The 16,535-nt window shown below is 63.2% G+C and carries 15 protein-coding genes; 9 read left to right on the top strand and 6 right to left on the bottom strand.

Features of this window, described 5'->3' with window-relative positions; genetic code table 11:
- Positions 1-7: 7 nt before the first annotated feature.
- On the top strand, positions 8-1,381 hold the full coding sequence (locus tag BLT66_RS18175; RefSeq protein ID WP_092759707.1) for a sigma-54-dependent transcriptional regulator: 1,374 nt from the start codon (positions 8-10) through the stop codon (positions 1,379-1,381).
- 154 nt (positions 1,382-1,535) lie between these two features.
- Here BLT66_RS18175 and BLT66_RS18170 read toward each other — a convergent pair whose 3' ends face one another.
- Positions 1,536-2,456, bottom strand: coding sequence for an alpha/beta hydrolase (locus BLT66_RS18170; protein ID WP_176955091.1), 921 nt, complete (start codon positions 2,454-2,456; stop codon positions 1,536-1,538).
- Between the two features lie 148 nt (positions 2,457-2,604).
- On the opposite strand from BLT66_RS18170, the gene galE reads away from it, so the two are divergent.
- The gene (galE, locus tag BLT66_RS18165; RefSeq protein ID WP_092759705.1) at positions 2,605-3,615 is read left to right on the top strand and encodes a UDP-glucose 4-epimerase GalE; all 1,011 of its coding nucleotides are present in this window, start codon (positions 2,605-2,607) and stop codon (positions 3,613-3,615) included.
- A 4-nt stretch (positions 3,616-3,619) separates the two neighbouring features.
- Here the strand turns inward: galE and BLT66_RS18160 are convergent, their stop codons facing one another.
- Both BLT66_RS18160 and metK read right to left on the bottom strand, forming a co-directional pair.
- Complete coding sequence (locus BLT66_RS18160) at positions 3,620-4,843, bottom strand: multidrug effflux MFS transporter (RefSeq protein WP_092759703.1); 1,224 nt, start codon at positions 4,841-4,843, stop codon at positions 3,620-3,622.
- A gap of 137 nt (positions 4,844-4,980) precedes the next feature.
- Entirely contained in the window at positions 4,981-6,168 is a 1,188-nt protein-coding gene (gene metK, locus BLT66_RS18155; protein WP_092759701.1) for a methionine adenosyltransferase, read from the bottom strand.
- A gap of 150 nt (positions 6,169-6,318) precedes the next feature.
- Between metK and BLT66_RS18150 the strand changes: the two genes are divergently transcribed.
- Together BLT66_RS18150 and BLT66_RS18145 are read left to right on the top strand one after the other, a co-directional pair.
- Positions 6,319-7,167: a lysophospholipid acyltransferase family protein gene (locus tag BLT66_RS18150; RefSeq protein ID WP_092759699.1), complete on the top strand. Its 849-nt coding sequence runs from the start codon at positions 6,319-6,321 to the stop codon at positions 7,165-7,167.
- A 66-nt stretch (positions 7,168-7,233) separates the two neighbouring features.
- Positions 7,234-8,100, top strand: coding sequence for a lysophospholipid acyltransferase family protein (locus tag BLT66_RS18145; RefSeq protein WP_092759697.1), 867 nt, complete (start codon positions 7,234-7,236; stop codon positions 8,098-8,100).
- A gap of 64 nt (positions 8,101-8,164) precedes the next feature.
- Here the strand turns inward: BLT66_RS18145 and yihA are convergent, their stop codons facing one another.
- Positions 8,165-8,827: a ribosome biogenesis GTP-binding protein YihA/YsxC gene (gene yihA / locus BLT66_RS18140; protein WP_255406995.1), complete on the bottom strand. Its 663-nt coding sequence runs from the start codon at positions 8,825-8,827 to the stop codon at positions 8,165-8,167.
- 207 nt (positions 8,828-9,034) lie between these two features.
- On the opposite strand from yihA, the gene BLT66_RS18135 reads away from it, so the two are divergent.
- The 5 genes from BLT66_RS18135 (at position 9,035) to BLT66_RS18115 (ending at position 14,935) form a co-directional block, all read left to right on the top strand.
- Positions 9,035-9,673 carry a c-type cytochrome gene (locus BLT66_RS18135; RefSeq protein WP_092759693.1) on the top strand — a complete coding sequence of 213 codons (639 nt, stop codon included), beginning with the start codon at positions 9,035-9,037 and terminating at the stop codon, positions 9,671-9,673.
- 119 nt (positions 9,674-9,792) lie between these two features.
- Positions 9,793-11,901 (top strand): cytochrome c biogenesis protein ResB, encoded by a 2,109-nt coding sequence (locus BLT66_RS18130; RefSeq protein ID WP_092759691.1) that lies wholly within the window; start codon positions 9,793-9,795, stop codon positions 11,899-11,901.
- Between the two features lies 1 nt (position 11,902).
- The gene (ccsB, locus tag BLT66_RS18125; protein ID WP_092759689.1) at positions 11,903-13,246 is read left to right on the top strand and encodes a c-type cytochrome biogenesis protein CcsB; all 1,344 of its coding nucleotides are present in this window, start codon (positions 11,903-11,905) and stop codon (positions 13,244-13,246) included.
- A 49-nt stretch (positions 13,247-13,295) separates the two neighbouring features.
- Positions 13,296-14,285, top strand: a complete 990-nt coding sequence (msrP, locus tag BLT66_RS18120) for a protein-methionine-sulfoxide reductase catalytic subunit MsrP (RefSeq protein ID WP_092759687.1) — start codon at positions 13,296-13,298, stop codon at positions 14,283-14,285.
- Positions 14,286-14,293: 8 nt separating this feature from the next.
- On the top strand, positions 14,294-14,935 hold the full coding sequence (locus BLT66_RS18115; protein ID WP_092759929.1) for a protein-methionine-sulfoxide reductase heme-binding subunit MsrQ: 642 nt from the start codon (positions 14,294-14,296) through the stop codon (positions 14,933-14,935).
- Positions 14,936-14,945: 10 nt separating this feature from the next.
- On the opposite strand, the gene lysA is transcribed toward BLT66_RS18115, so the two are convergent.
- Both lysA and BLT66_RS18105 read right to left on the bottom strand, forming a co-directional pair.
- Positions 14,946-16,223 (bottom strand): diaminopimelate decarboxylase, encoded by a 1,278-nt coding sequence (gene lysA / locus BLT66_RS18110; RefSeq protein WP_092759685.1) that lies wholly within the window; start codon positions 16,221-16,223, stop codon positions 14,946-14,948.
- A 134-nt stretch (positions 16,224-16,357) separates the two neighbouring features.
- Entirely contained in the window at positions 16,358-16,495 is a 138-nt protein-coding gene (locus BLT66_RS18105) for an LPS translocon maturation chaperone LptM (protein ID WP_255406982.1), read from the bottom strand.
- Positions 16,496-16,535 lie beyond the last annotated feature (40 nt).

Raw genomic sequence — 16,535 nt, 5'->3', positions numbered from 1 at the left:
ACTGCAAGTGAGCGATAATTTTTCTATTAAGGTGTTGCTGGTCGAAGACGATGAAGACGTGCGGCTCAGTACCGCCCAGGCGCTGACTTTGGCCGGCTTCGAAGTTGAATCCTTTGCCAGTGTCGAACGCGCGCGGGCGCAGGTCAGTTTCGGCGTACCGATCGTCATCGTGTGCGATGTGCGGCTACCGGGTATGAGCGGAGCCGAATGGCTACCCGAGATCCGTACCATCGATGCGGAGCTTCCCGTCATCTTGGTCACTGGCCATGGCCACATCGCGATGGCGGTACAGGCGATGCGTGAGGGGGCCTACGACTTCATCGAGAAGCCATTCGCATCCGAACGCCTGGTCGCCATCGTGCGCCATGCTGTAGAGCGGCGGCAGTTGACGCTGCAGGTGCGTATGCTGCGCGATGCTTTGGAGAACTGGCACGGAATACAGGCGGTGCTGATCGGCCGATCGGCGCAGATGCAGCAGGTTCGACGTACCGTGAAAACCCTGGCAGAAACCTCGGCTGACGTGTTGATCTATGGTGAAACAGGTACTGGCAAGGAGTTGGTCGCGCGCTGCCTGCACGACCATGGCGAGCGTCGGCAGAAGAACTTTGTGCCGCTGAATTGCGGTGGCCTGCCCGAGAGCCTTGCGGAAAGCGAATTGTTCGGCCATGAGGCAGGAGCGTTCACCAGTGCCAACCGCTTGCGGGTGGGAAAGTTTGAGTACGCCCACGGTGGTACCTTGTTCCTGGACGAAATCGAAAGCATGCCGATGGCGGTGCAGATCAAGCTGCTGCGCGCGCTGCAGGAGCGCTGTATCGAGCGTATCGGGTCGAACAAGGCCATTCCGTTTGATTGCAGGATAGTTGCCGCCAGCAAGGACGACCTCAAGTTATTGAGCGACCAACAGAAGTTCCGGGCCGACCTTTATTACCGCATCGGTGTGGCCTTCATCGAACTGCCGCCGCTGCGTGAGCGCCGCGAAGACATTCCCTTGTTGTTCGAGCATTTCGTCTTGCTGGCAGCCAGCCGTTACGAGCGGGCTGCGCCTGTGCTGAGCAGCGCGCAGTTAGCCGATTTGATGGCGTACGCTTGGCCCGGCAATGTGCGCGAGCTGCGCAATGTGGCCGATCGGTTTGTGCTGGGATTGCTGGGCGAGCGCCTGACGCAGGCGCGCGGCACTTTCGATACATTGCCGGGGCTGCCACACGGGCTGCCGCAACAGGTTGAGTCGTTCGAGCGTGCTGTGATCATCGAGGCCTTGCGACGCCACCAGGGCGACCAGCAGGCGGCGGCCACTGCGCTGGCCATCCCGCGCCAGACGCTGCACGACAAGGTTCGCAAGCTGGGCATCGTGGCGACTGAGTTCAAGTCGGCGAAGCAGTAAATTGACGGGGCGGAGTCACGTGGTTGCCAAAAAACTGCTTTTTAAACTTCGATGCAGTGTGCTGCTTAGGCCCCTGTTATGCCGTACCTTCCATTTTTAAGAAGGTCCAGTTATTCGAACTTTATGCTGGTTTGAAAATCCTGTGCCCTGTACCTTAATTCGGTTTCGGCAAGGGCAGCCCCTGCGCAAACGCCACCACTGTGGGCAGTACCGGCGCCAGCCAGTCGAGTGGCCGGGCCAGGGCCGCTACGGTGGTCACGTGCCCGAGACCGTCAAAGATGCGTACGTCCACCTCGGTGCCCGCCGCCCGCAGCTTATGCGCCAGGCCTTCGGTATTGCGTTGGGTGTTGACGACCTTGTCGTCTCGCCCAGCCAGCAGCAAGGTGCGTGGCGCTTTGGTGGCGGCATGGTGGATGGGCTGGGAGTCGGCCGGGGTTTGCGGCCAGCCAAAGGCGACCTGCACCTCCGGGTCGCCAATGGGCAAGAAGTCGTAGGGGCCGGCCAGTCCGATCCAGCCCGCCAGGCGGTTCGGTGCCAGACCTCGCTGGGACAGCCAGCGCGGGTCCAGTGCCAGCATGGCGGCGTTGTAGGCTCCTGCAGAGTGGCCCATGGCCAGTACGCGGCGCGGATCGCCACCCAGTGCTTCTGCATTGGAAAGTGCCCATTGCAGCGCCAGCGCGCAATCACCGAGCAGGTCGCGGTAACCAACCTGGGGGCTGAGCCGGTAATCTGCCACCAGGGCGATGATGCCGTTGGCCGCCAGCGCTTCGCCCACGAAGCGGTAGTCGGCACGCTCGCCGCGTGTCCAGTTACCGCCGTAAAAAAACAGTACGACCGGCGCACCACCGGGTATCGCGGTGGTTGTGGGCTGGTAGACGTCGAGCCGATGCCTTGGGCCAGGGCCGTAAGGCAGCCCAGTCTGGCCCCGGTAGGTGTCCTGGGCGACCAGGCGGTCTAGCGCGGCGGTGGCCGAGCAGCCCGATAACAGCCCCATGGCGGCCGCAGCGGCGCCAAGCAGGCTGGTGCGGCGGGTGATCGCGCCAGGGTGGATCGGGGAGGTGGAAGGTTTAGTCATGGACTGGGTACGCAGCCGAAGATGGTTTGGATGTTGCGACGGGTAAAGCCAGTTTTCCGCCAGAGGCGCTATTGCATCCATGCTGCCATACAGCGCTCCTACAATGCCTATTTGCCGGACATTCGGCGGATGTGCACAAAGGATTCCTATGATTTTTGTGACAGGTGGTGCTGGCTATATCGGCTCCCATACCTGCGTCGAGCTGCTGAATGCAGGCCTTGATGTCACGGTGTTCGACAACTTCTGCAACAGCCAGGCCGAGTCGCTGGCGCGGGTCGAGCGCATCACGGGCAAGAAATTGCAGATCATTGAAGGCGATATCCGCGACCGGGCGGCGCTGGTCGCCGCGCTGCAGTCCAGCAAGGCTACCGCGGTGATCCACTGCGCGGGCCTGAAGGCCGTGGGCGAGTCGGTGCAGCAACCTCTGCGCTACTACGACAACAACGTCGTTGGCACCCTGCGCTTGCTCGAGGCCATGGGCGAATGCGGCGTGAAGACGCTGGTGTTCAGCTCGTCGGCCACGGTGTATGGCGATCCGCAGCGCTTGCCCTTGACCGAAGACCACCCGCTATCGGCCACCAACCCCTACGGCCGCAGCAAGCTGATGGTGGAAGACCTGCTGCGGGACCTGCACCGCAGCGATGCGTCCTGGCGCATCGGCATCTTGCGTTACTTCAACCCGGTAGGTGCGCACATCAGCGGCCTGATCGGCGAAGATCCGCGTGGTATTCCGAACAACCTGCTGCCGTTCGTGGCCCAGGTGGCCGTGGGGCAACGCGAATTTCTGAACGTATGGGGTGACGACTACGCCACCGCCGACGGCACGGGCGTGCGCGACTACATCCACGTGGTGGACCTGGCGGTCGGCCATCTGAAGGCGCTGGAGCGGCTACAGGCGGTGCCGGACTTTTTGACCGTGAACCTGGGCACCGGCATAGGCTATAGCGTGCTGGACATGGTGCGGGCCTTCGAGCAGGCCAGCGGTAAACCGGTGCCGTACAAGGTGGCACCGCGGCGGCCGGGCGATATTGCAGCCTGCTATGCCGAGCCGTCCGCTGCGCGCGAGCTGCTGGGCTGGCGCGCCGAGCGTGGGCTGGATGCGATGTGTGCTGACGCCTGGCGCTGGCAAAGCGCCAACCCTACCGGGTTTAGCGCCTAGTTTTCTAAACGCTGCGCCCGATATTGGGCCAGCGGCGGTGTAGCCAGGTCCAGGCCAGCAAGCCTACCGCCGCCATGCAGGTCGACGCGATGGCCAGGGCGATGGCCGAATGCATCACCAGCGGCGCCAGCACCCCGGCCACCAGGCCGTTGGCGGTAGAGCCCAGGCAGGCCTGCAGCGACGAGGCCATGCCCCGACGCTCAGGGTAGAGGTCGAGCACCAGCAGGGTGACGGCGGGCACCATCATGGCCCAGCCAAACGCGAAGATCGCCACCGGAAACAGCGCCCAGCTCACATGGGCTTTGAACAGCCAGTTGGCCAGCACATTGACCACCGACACCAGCACCATGATCACAAAGCCATGGCGGATCTGCGTCTTGGCCGGAATCTTGCCTGCCATGCGGCCGCTGATCCAGGCCCCGGACATGATGCCGCTGATGGTCAGCACGAAGAACCAGAAGAACTCGGTCGGCTGCAGCGCCAGCAACTTGCCTAAAAACTCCGGGGCCGACAGCACGTACAAAAACATGCCGTTGAAGGGCACGCCGCTGGCCAGGGCCAGCAAGGCGAAGCGTGGATTCGAGCACAGCTGCCAGTAGCCGCGCAGCAGGTGCCGGGCGTTCATGGGCTGGCGCTGCGAGACGTGCAGGGTCTCGGGCAGAAACCGGAAGTTGGCCAGCCACAGCACCAGGCCCACACCGGTGAGGAACCAGAAAATGCTGTGCCAGCTGATGTGCACAAACAGCCAGCCGCCAATGATGGGTGCAATCGCCGGAGCCACGCCGAAGTAGATGGTGATCTGGCTCATCACCTTTTGGGCATCGGCTGGCGCAAACATGTCGCGCACCACCGCCCGCGACACCACGATGCCCGCGCCGGTAGACAGGCCTTGCAGTGCCCTAAAGAACACCAGTTGCCCGATGCTCTGCGACAGCGCACAGCCCGCGCTGGCCAGGGTAAAAATTGCCAAGCCGGTGAGCACCACCGGACGCCGGCCAAAGCTGTCCGACAGCGCCCCGTGGAACAGGTTCATGAACGCAAAGCCGAACAGGTAGGCCGACAGTGTCTGCTGCATTTGGGCCGGGGTCGCGCCCAGCGATGCCGCAATACCCGAGAACGCCGGGATGAAGGTATCGATGGAAAACGGCCCGAGCATGCCGAGCAGGGCCAACAAGATAGCCAAGGCCCAGCGTGGAGCGGGCCACAACTGGGCGGCGTTAGGGTTCATAACAAGGGGCGGGGTGGTGGGCCCACCAGTATCCCCGCGAACCGAATTGCGTGCTTAGCCCTTCAAGCCTGCAGCCGCGCGCAGCAGCTGGGCCTTGTGCCTTCGGCGCAAAACCCATAAGCCCTGCCACGCAGGACTTAGCCTTTCAGGCCTGCCGCGTTCCGCAGCAGTTGGGCCTTGTCGGTGCGCTCCCAGGTGAACTCGGGTTCTTCGCGGCCGAAGTGGCCGTAGGCGGCGGTCTTTTCGTAGATCGGGCGCAGCAGGTCCAGCATCTGGATGATGCCCTTGGGACGCAGGTCGAAATGCTCGTTCACCAGCGCGGCGATCTGCTCGTCGGGGATCACGCCCGTGCCTTCGGTATAGACCGTGACGTTCATCGGGCGTGCCACGCCAATCGCATAGGCCACCTGGATCTGGCACTGGCGTGCCAGGCCGGCGGCGACGATGTTCTTCGCCACATAGCGGGCGGCGTAGGCGGCCGAGCGATCGACCTTTGTTGGGTCTTTGCCGCTGAAAGCGCCGCCACCGTGCGGGCAAGCGCCGCCATAGGTGTCTACGATGATCTTGCGTCCGGTCAGGCCGCAATCACCTTGCGGGCCGCCGATGACGAAGCGTCCGGTGGGGTTGATCAGGTACTTGGTGTCCTGCAGCCATTCTTTCGGCAGCACCGGCTTGATGATTTCTTCGATGATGGCTTCGGTGAAGGATGCCTTCATCTTCTTGTCGGTTTCCGACTGGTCGGGGCTGTGCTGCGTGGACAGCACCACGGTGTCGATGCTGTGCGGCTTGCCGTCCACATAACGCATGGTCACCTGGCTCTTGGCGTCCGGGCGCAGGAAGGGCAGGCGGCCGTCCTTGCGCAGCTGGGCTTGGCGCTCGACCAGGCGGTGCGCGTAATAGATGGGCGCGGGCATCAGCTCGGGCGTTTCGTTGCAGGCGTAGCCGAACATCAGGCCCTGGTCGCCGGCACCGGTGTTCAGGTGGTCGTCGCTCGCGTGGTCCACGCCCTGGGCGATGTCATTGCTCTGTTTGTCATAGCAGACCATGACCGCGCAGCCCTTGTGGTCGATGCCGTACTCGGTGTTGTCGTAGCCAATGCGCTTGATGGTGTCGCGCGCCACCTGGATGTAGTCCACATGCGCGTTGGTGGTGATCTCGCCGGCCAGCACGACCAGGCCGGTGTTGGTCAGCGTTTCGGCAGCCACACGGCTCAGCGGGTCTTGTTTGAAGATTGCGTCCAGAATCGCGTCCGAGATCTGGTCGGCCACTTTATCGGGGTGGCCTTCGGAAACGGATTCGGAGGTAAAGAGAAAGTCGTTCGCCATTTTGATGAAGCTCCTGCGTTTTGAAGACAATACACGGATGCGTTGCTTCCAGCTTAGGGCCTTGGCGAACGCTTTAGCAGATTTGTTTTAAGTCGCCCTGCAAGTAGTTCAATTAACTCAGCGACCCCATTATTTTACCGCCTCGCAAGTATGTCCTTGTTATTTCGATGGTCCGCCCACCTGCCGCTGGCGGTGTTGCACATGGTAGGCGCAGTGCTGGGCTGGCTGGCCTACCTGGCCTCGCCCACCTACCGGCGGCGCTTCCGCGAGAACGTGGCCCAGGCCGGTATTGCCCCGCGCCAGGCGCGCCGCGCGATTGCCGAAGCCGGCAAGCTGGTGACCGAGCTGCCCTGGCTGTGGCTGCGCCCGCGCACTGATAAGCTGCCGAAAATCACTTGGCAGGGCGTGGAGCTGCTGGAGGCCGCGCTGTCCCAGGGCAAGGGCTTGGTGTTTATGACCCCGCATGTGGGCAGCTTCGAGGTTGTGCCGCAGGCGCATGCAGCGCGCTTTAGCGCGCAATACGGCGACATGACCATTCTGTACAAGCCGTCCAAGTTCGCCTGGCTCGACGCCTTGCTGAAGGATGCCCGCTCTGCCCCCGGGCTGGAGGCTGCGCCCACTACCACCGGCGGCGTGCGCATGCTGCTCAAGTCGCTGAAGCAGGGGCGGGTGGTCGGCATGTTGCCCGACCAGGTGCCGGGCGAGGGCCAGGGCGTGTGGGCACCGTTTTTTGGCCGGCCGGCCTACACCATGACCCTGGCTTTACGTTTGGCGCGCCAGACCGGGGCACCGATGCTGGTAGCCTTGGGCGACCGTCTGCCCTGGGGGCGCGGTTATGTGATCCATGTGCACCCCCTGCAACTGCCGCTGGACCAAGGCGACGAGGTCGCGGCCGCCGCGCTGAACGCAGCCATGGAAGACCTGATCCGCCAACGCCCTGGCATGTACCTTTGGAGCTATGCGCGCTACAAGCAGCCGCGGCCAGAATCCCGTCCCTAACTTTCAGGCACTTGGGTGCAGAGCAGCCCGAGTCATGAAAGTTATTTCACATTAACTGGAAGTTCGATGTTTTCGCATGCAGTGATTGTTTTGATGCGCGTGTTGGCGCGCCTGCCGCTGGCCGGGCTGCGGGCCGTTGGCGCAGCCCTGGGGGTGATGCTGTTTCATTTGGTGCGTTCGCGGCGGAAAGTGGCAGATACCAATCTTTTGCTATGCTTTCCAGAGCTGTCTGCGCAGGAACGGCGTGCGCTGGTGCGCAAAATCTTCATTAACTTTACCCAGGCCTGGTTGGATCGCGGCTGGCTCTGGCACGGCCCACCCGAGCGCACCTTGCAGCGCCTGAAGATCGTCGGCGACGTGGCCCAGCTGGACGGTGACACGCCGACCGTGCTGTTCGTGCCGCATTTCGTCGGCCTGGACGCGGGCGCCACCGCCTTGTCGCAGCAGGTGTCTCGCGACTTCAACACCATCTTCACCCCGCAGTCGAACCAGGTGATGGACGCCTGGATCGCCGAGGGCCGGCAGCGCTTTGGCAATGCGCGCCTGTTCGACCGGCGCCAGGGCGTCAAAGAAATCGTCGCCTCGCTGCGCCAGGGCCAGCCGCTGTACCTGCTGCCGGACATGGACTTTGGCGCCAAGGACGCGTTTTTTGTGCTGTTCTACGGCGTGGCCGCGGCCACCGTGCCCTCGCTGTCGCGCTTTGCCCGCCTGGGCCGCGCCAAGGTGGTGCCGGTGCTGACGCGCATGACGCCGACCGGCTACGAGGTGGAGATTCTTCCGGCCTGGGAGGACTTCCCCACCAACGACGCCGAGGCCGATACCGCACTGATGAACCGGCGGCTGCAGGACTACATCGCCACCATGCCCGAGCAGTACTTCTGGGTCCACAAACGCTTCAAGACTCGGCCGCCGGGAGCGGCCGAGGTGTATTGATGCTTACTATGGTTTTGGTAGCTACTGGCGCAGGTGGAATCTGTGCTGGAGGCCTAAAAGACGCTTAATTTTCGTCGAGGTTTTCAGGCTCTTCCAGCGGCGCAGGCGCTGCTGCTGCCGGGGTTTCCTTGACCACCGGGTGCGCCCACTGCCACAGCAGCTGGCTGGCTTCATCGATACCCTGCTTCTTGAGAGCGGAGAACAGCTTGACCTCGCCGCCACCGGCCTGCAGCCGCGCAATCGACAAGGCCTTGGTGGCCTCTTCGCGGTTCAGCTTGTCGGCCTTGGTCAGCAGGATCAGAAACTTCAGGCCTTCGGCGACCCGGGGGCGCACGATGTCGAGCAGGATTTCGTCCAGCTCGGTCAGGCCGTGGCGCGGGTCGCACATCATCACGATGCCGACCAGGTTCTCGCGCGTGACAAGGTAATTGGCCATCACCTGCTGCCAGCGGATCTTGTCGGCCTTGGGCACGGCGGCATAGCCGTAGCCGGGCAAATCGGCCAGCACGGCGTCGGTCACGCCCTGCTTGCCCAGGCTGAACAGGTTGATGTTCTGGGTGCGGCCCGGCTTCTTGGAGGCGTAGGCCAGCTGCTTTTGTTGCGTCAAGGTATTGATGCAGGTGGATTTGCCAGCATTCGAGCGGCCGACGAAGGCGATCTCGGGCACGGTGAGCGGCGGCAGGTGGTGCAGCTGGGGCGCGGTGGTCAGGAATCTAGCCGTGTGCATCCAGCCCGAGGCTATGACGGCCTGGCTTTTCTGCGGGGGCTGGGTGCCGCGGGGCGCGCCGGATGGGCTCGCCGAGGAGCCATCGGTGGGCGGTGTAGAGGTAGGGATCATACAATCTTCAGTAGGTTCTCAGCGAGAGAACCGGGCCTGCATTGTAGAATCATTGGGTTGTACGCCCTAGAACAGACAATAGACACACCCCTCGATATGAAGCTTCTTGTCTCCTTGCTTACCGCCGTCGCGCTGGCCGCTCCCCTGATGTCGGCCTCGGCCAACGAAGAAAAAGCCCCAGCGCCTGTGGCCGCCAAACCAGATCTGGTCAAGGGCGAGGCCAGCTTCACCGCTGTATGCGCAGCCTGCCACGGAGCCGATGGCAACTCGGGCATTCCGGCCAACCCCAAGCTGGCACAGCAGCACCCCGAATACCTGGTCAAGCAGCTGCAGGAATTCAAGTCCGGCAAGCGCAACAACGCCATCATGAAGGGTTTTGCCACCACCTTGAGCGATGAGGACATGCGCAACATCGCTTTCTGGACCGCCTCCAAGAAAGCCAAGCCCGGCTTCGCCAAAGACAAAGAACTGGTCGCCCTGGGCGAGCGCATCTACCGCGGCGGCATTGCCGACCGCCAGATCGCCGCCTGCGCCGGCTGCCACAGCCCCAATGGCGCCGGCATTCCTGCCCAGTACCCGCGCCTGGGTGGCCAGCATGCCGACTATGTGGCAGCCCAGCTGACCACCTTCCGCGACGGTGGACGCAAAAACAGCCCGCAAATGACCCAGGTGGCCGCCAAATTGAACGACCGCGAGATCAAAGCCGTAGCCGACTACATCGCCGGCCTGCATTGATGCTGGCTGAGCGCGGCGTTCTCTAGGGAACCAAGCGCCCAGTTCACACCCTAAAAGGGCGGGCCATCTCTGATGGCCCGCCCTTTTTAGATTCTGTTACCCAAGCCTCTTACCGTTCCATGTCAGTTACCACCCACGGCGTTCGCGTCAAAACCGGCTCCCATGCGCTGCGCTCTGCGGTGGAGTTGCTGTCGTCGATGCGGTTCTCGATCTCGCTGTTGACGGTGATCTGCATTGCGTCGGTGATCGGTACGGTGCTCAAGCAACAAGAGCCGCTGGTCAACTACGTGAACCAGTTCGGCCCGTTCTGGGCCCAGGTGTTTGCTACTGCCAATCTGACCACGGTGTACAGCGCCTGGTGGTTCATGCTGATCCTGGCGTTTCTGGTGCTCAGCACATCGCTGTGCATCGCCCGCAGCACGCCCAAGATCCTGGCCGACTTCAAGGTCTTCAAGGAAAACATCCGCGAGCAAAGCCTGAAAGCCTTTGCGCACCGGGCCGAAGCCGGCTTGGATGAGCAACCCGAAGCCGCGGCCCGCCGCATCGGCCAAACCCTGGTCAGCGGGGGCTGGAAGGTCAAGCTGCAGCAACGCGACAACGGCTGGATGGTGGCGGCCAAGGCTGGCGCCGCCAATAAGCTCGGCTACATCGCCGCGCACAGCGCCATCGTGCTGATCTGCCTGGGCGGCTTGTTCGACGGCGATCTGGTGGTCAAGGCGCAGATGCTGCTCAACGGCAAGTCGGCGTATACCGGTGGTGGTTTGATTGCCGATGTGGCGCCTGCGCACCGGCTGGGCCCGAACAATCCGACCTTCCGCGGCAACATCCTGGTGGCCGAGGGCACACAGTCCAGTACCGCCATCCTGAACCAGGCCGAGGGCGTGGTGGTGCAAGACCTGCCATTCGCCATCGAGCTGAAGAAGTTCATCGTCGAGTACTACTCGACCGGCATGCCCAAGCTGTTTGCCAGCGACATCGTGATCCACGACAAGGAAACCGGCGCCGCCATTCCTGCGCGGGTCGAGGTGAACCACCCGGCCAACTACAAGGGCGTGGAGATCTACCAGTCCAGTTTTGACGACGGCGGCTCGGCGGTCAAGCTGCGCGCCGTGCCGATGGCGGCCGCCACCAAGCCATTCGAGATCGAAGGCGTGATCGGCGGTACTTCACAGCTGGCCAAGGGCGCGGATGGCGAAAAGCTCAGCCTGGAGTACACGGCTTTGCGCGTCATCAATGTCGAGAACTTCGGCGCCAACAGCGCGCCGGGTGTGGACGTGCGCAAGGTCGACCTGCGCCACGCCATCGACTCCCGCCTGGGCGCAGCCAACAAGACCCAGACCGAGAAAGTGCTGCGCAATGTCGGCCCCAGCATCACCTACAAGCTGCGCGATGCGGCCGGTCAGGCGCGCGAATTCCACAACTACATGTTGCCGGTAGACACCGGCGACGGCGTGCCTTCGTACCTGCTGGGTATGCGCGAGAACCCGGTGGATGCCTTCCGTTACCTGCGGATTCCGGTGGACGCGCAGGGCGAGATGAGCACCTTCTTGCGGCTGCGTGCGGCGCTGGCCGACCCGGCAGTGCGCGCCCAGGCGGTGCAGCGCTATGCGGCCCATGCGGTCGACCGCTCGCGCCCCGAGCTGGCCCAGCAGCTGGCCCAGTCGGCCGACCGCGCCATGGCCTTGTTTGCCGGCAGTGCGCCGACCGGTAAGGGTCCGGCTATCGGCGGCCTGCAGGCGATCGCCGACTTCATGGAAACCAATGTGCCCGAGGCCGAGCGGGCCCGGGCTGGCGAAGTGCTGGTGCGCATACTGAATGGCGTATTGTTTGAGCTGGCGCAAATCACCCAGGAGCAGGCTGGCTTACAACCGCTAGAGCCGAACGAGAAAACCCAGGGCTTCATGACCCAGGCGGTGCTGGCGCTGAGCGATGCGCAGCTCTACCCCGCGCCCATGGCCTTCCAGCTGACCGACTTCACCCAGGTGCAGGCCAGCGTATTCCAGGTGGCACGTGCGCCGGGCAAGAAGGTGGTGTATCTTGGCTGCGCGTTCCTGATCCTGGGCGTGTTTGCCATGCTGTATGTGCGTGAGCGCCGCGTCTGGGTCTGGCTCAGTGCCCGCGACGGCCTGACCCATGCCTCCATGGCCTTGTCCACCAACCGCAAGACGCTGGACGGCGACCGCGAATTTGACCACCTCAAGAGCAAACTCATTGGGGCGAAAGACTGACATGAATACTGCAACCGCACCTGCCACGATACAGCTCCACGAAGCCTACCTGTCCCGCCGCAACCCGTTCGACTGGTTGTTTGCCGTGCTGGTGTTGGCCGGCGGCCTGTTCGCCTTCAGCCGCTACATGGACTTCATGGATGTCTATGAAAAAGGCATTCTGCTGGCCGCCATGCCGGCCGCCATCTGGGTCGGCTGGTTCTGGCGGCCGCTGCGGGGGCTGATGCTGGTGGTGACTGCGCTGTCCTTGCTGGCCATCTGGTGCTACCAGGTGGACGGGCAGGGCAGCCTGCCGCGTTCGGAAACCGTGTTCTGGCTCAAGTACTTTTTGTCCAGCCAGTCGGCGATTTTGTGGATGAGCGTGCTGTTCTTCATGGCCACGATCTTTTACTGGTTGGGCATGGCCTTTTCGGGCAGCAATAGCGCCAGCATGGAGGCGATTGGCTCACGCATCGTCTGGGTGGCGGTGACCATGGCCTTGGTGGGCACCATGGTGCGCTGGTACGAGAGCTACCTGATCGGCGCCGATGTAGGCCATATCCCTGTCAGCAACCTGTACGAAGTGTTCGTGCTGTTCTGCTGGCTCACCGCCACCTTCTACCTGTACTTTGAAGCCCAGTACAACACCCGCGCCCTGGGCGCCATGGTGCTGCTGGTGGTGAGTGCGGCCGTAGGCTTTTTGCTCTGGTACACCGTGGTGCGCGAAGCGCATGAAATCCAGCCCCTGGTGCCCGCGCTCAAGAGCTGGTGGATGAAGCTGCATGTGCCCGCCAACTTCATCGGCTACGGCACATTTGCGCTGGCCGCCATGGTGGCCTTCGGTTACCTGATCAAGCAGCAGGCCGAAGAGACCCGCTGGTACAAGCTAACGCCGCTGTGGCTGCTGGGCATTGTGCTGTGCTTCATGCCGCTGGTGTTCCGCAAGACCACCACCGAGGCCGGCGGCAGCTACTGGGCGGTGTACCTGGGGATTTCGGCGCTGATCATGGGCACGATCCTGTGGGGCCGCAAACGCATTGCCTCACGCCTACCCAGCATCGAGATACTGGATGACGTGATGTACAAGTCCATCGCCGTTGGTTTTGCCTTTTTCACCATCGCAACCGTGCTGGGGGCCCTGTGGGCGGCCGAGGCCTGGGGCGGCTACTGGAGCTGGGACCCGAAGGAAACCTGGGCGCTGATCGTCTGGTTGAACTACGCGGCCTGGCTGCACATGCGCCTGATGAAGGGCTTGCGTGGCACCGTGGCGGCCTGGTGGGCGCTGGCCGGTCTGGGCGTGACCAGTTTCGCCTTCCTGGGCGTGAACATGTTCCTCAGCGGCTTACACAGCTACGGAACCTTGTAAGGTTTTGGGGGCTCCATCCGACTGATACCCACACATCCAAGGAACTCCCATGCTGATCAAGAATACCGCCAACGGCTTTACCCACTCCGTCTCCAGCGAGATCACGCCACAGCGCGTGTACGAGGGGCGGCGCGACATGGTGAAGCTGATGGCTACGGGTGTGGCCGGGGCGGCCTTGGCCAGCTGGGCCGGGCGCGAAGCCCTGGCCCAGGGCTCGGGTAAGCTGGCGCCCTTGGTAGGCGGCAAGTCGGCGGTGGCCGGCGCCAATGTGATGGAAAAGCCCACGGCCTACAAAGACGCCAGCAGCTACAACAATTTTTACGAGTTCGGCACCGACAAGGCCGATCCCGCGCAGAACGCCCACACCCTGAAGACCACGCCCTGGACGGTCGAGGTCGAGGGCCTGGTCAAGAAGCCCGCCAAGTACACCCTGGAAGACCTGCTGAAGCTGGCCCCGATGGAGGAGCGCATCTACCGGCTGCGCTGCGTCGAGGGCTGGTCGATGGTGATCCCCTGGGTCGGCTATTCGCTGAGTTCGCTGATCAAGCTGGTCGAGCCGACCAGCAGCGCCAAGTACGTCGAGTTCGTCACCCTGGCCGACCCCAAGACCATGCCCTTTGTCGGCTCCCGCGTGTTGCAGTGGCCGTATGTGGAAGGCCTGCGCATGGACGAAGCCATGCACCCCTTGGCGCTGCTGACCTTTGGCATGTATGGCGAGGTGCTGCCGAACCAGAACGGCGCGCCGGTGCGAATGGTCCTGCCCTGGAAGTATGGCTTCAAGAGCGGCAAGAGCATCGTCAAGATCCGTTTCACCGACAAGCAGCCAGCCACTGCCTGGAACAAGGCGGCGGCCAATGAATACGGCTTCTTCTCCAACGTCAACCCCGACGTGGACCACCCGCGCTGGAGCCAGGCTACCGAGCGCCGCATCGGCGAAGACGGCTTGTTCGCCAAGAAGCGCAAGACCCTGGTGTTCAACGGCTACGAGGCCCAGGTCGGCCAGCTGTACGCCGGGATGGATTTGAAGAAGAATTTCTGATGGCCACGCTGTCCAAAGCGCTGCTGCACCCTGCCGCCAAGCCGCTGCTGTTCGCGGCCTGCCTGCTGCCCTTTATTTGGTTGGTCTACGGCGCGTTCACCGACGGGCTGGGCGCGAACCCGGCCGAGTACCTGATCCGCTCCACCGGCGACTGGACCTTGCGCTTTCTCTGCATCGTGCTGGCCGTTACGCCTTTGCGCACCATTAGCAACACCCCCTCGCTCGCGCGGTTCCGGCGCATGCTGGGGTTGTTCGTCTACTTCTACGTGGTGCTGCACCTGCTCAGCTACAGCGGTTTTGACATGGGTTTTGATGTGGCGGACATCGCCAAGGACATTGCCAAGCGGCCGTTCATCCTGGTGGGCTTTAGCGCTTTTGTATTACTGACGCCGCTGGCGGCCACCTCGTTCAACCGCGCGATCAAGGCCATGGGCGCCAAGCGCTGGCAGACCTTGCACAAGCTGGTCTATCTGATTGCCGGTCTGGGCTTGCTGCACTTCTTCTGGATGCGGGCCGGCAAGAACAACTTTGCCGAGGTGGCGGTCTACGCCGCCATCATTGCCGTGCTGCTGGGCTGGCGTGTAGCCCAGTATTTAAAGAAAAAAGGCCTGCAGCGCTTATCCAATAAGCGCGTGCAGCTATCAAAGTAATAGTATTGACTTAGCCGACGCGGCTTTCGAAGCGCAGCTGGTCGGCCGTGGTTTCGCGCACCCGGATCAGATGGGCTTGCGGACCGTCGACCAGCACTTCGGCTGCGCGGCCCCGGCTGTTGTAGTTGCTGGCCATGCTCATGCAGTAGGCACCGGCAGATAAAACCCCCAGCAGGTCTCCGGGCTGCACCGCCAAATCGCGGTCGCGGCCGATCCAGTCGCCGCTTTCGCACACCGGGCCCACTACGTCGTACTGCGTAGTTTCCCCGGCACGCGGCGTCAGCGGCGCGATGCGGTGGAAGGCTTGGTACATGGCCGGGCGCGGCAGATCGTTCATGGCGGCATCGATGATGCAGAAGTTCTTTTGCTCGCCGGGCTTGAGGTACAGCACCTCGGTGATGCAGACGCCGGCGTTGCCGACCAGCGAGCGACCCGGCTCGATCATCAACTGGCGCTGGCCGTAGCCACGCGCGTCCAGCTTGGCCAGCAGCTTGCGCCACAGCACATCGGCCTCGGGTGGGGTGTCACCCTGGTAGTTGATGCCCAGGCCGCCGCCGAAGTCGATGTGGTGCAGGGTGATGCCGGCGGCCTCGATGGCGTCCACCAGGTCCAGCACCCGGTCCATTGCGTCCAGGTATGGGGTTTCTTCGGTGATCTGCGAGCCAATGTGGCAGTCGATACCGAGCACTTGCAGGCCGGGCAGGCTGGCCGCGCGCTGGTAGGTGGCCAGCGTGTCTTCGTGGGTGATGCCGAACTTGTTGCCCTTGAGCCCGGTGGAAATGTAGGGGTGGGTCTTGGGGTCCACATTCGGGTTCACGCGGATGCTGATGGGCGCGCGCATGCCCAGGGACAGGGCGACTTCGTTCAGCACCTCCAGCTCGGCCGTGCTTTCCACATTGAAGCAGCCGATGCCGGCCTGCAGGGCCTGGCGCATCTCAGCGCGGGTCTTGCCCACGCCGGAGAAGATCACCTTGGCCGGCACTGCGCCGGCGGCCAACACGCGTTCCAGCTCGCCGCTGGAGACGATGTCAAAGCCGCAGCCGGCTTCGGCAAATACCTGCAGCACGCCCAGAGAGGAGTTGGCCTTCATGGCGTAGCAGATCTGCGCGTTGCGACCGGCAAAGCCGCGCTGGTAGGCGGCCAGCGCGTCCAGCATCGAGGCTTTGGAGTAAACGAACAGCGGCGTGCCGTGGGCCTGGGCCAGTGCGGTGAGGGCTTGGCCTTCTATGCACAAGGCATTGTCTTGGTAGGCGATGTGGGGGTGGCCGGGGAGGGGCTGGGTGGTCATGGTGGCTTAGGCAAAAAGGATGGGCAATGTTAGGACGGCGGGCGGCGCCGACCAATAGCAAATGCAAGGTGTTGGCCGCGAACAGCCTGGGTTTTGCAAGCTATGCGGCGATCTGGCCTGCATTTCCCGGTGGATCAGGGAGCCGACGCCGGTACCGCGGGTTTCAGCGCTTCGGGGGTCAGGGTTTGGGGCAGGGTGGCGCGGCGGGCGGCTGCGGCTTCTGCGGGATGGTAGAGGTCGCCTTTTTGGCCGCAGCCTCCTAAAACGACCATGACGCCCGCAAGACATACGGGGCTGACTAGAATTTGGATT

Source organism: Rhodoferax sp. OV413, from assembly GCF_900104385.1.
Taxonomy (GTDB): domain Bacteria; phylum Pseudomonadota; class Gammaproteobacteria; order Burkholderiales; family Burkholderiaceae_C; genus Rhodoferax_B.
The sequence above is the reverse complement of the archived record's forward strand: the minus strand, read 5'-3'. Positions and strand labels throughout refer to the sequence as shown.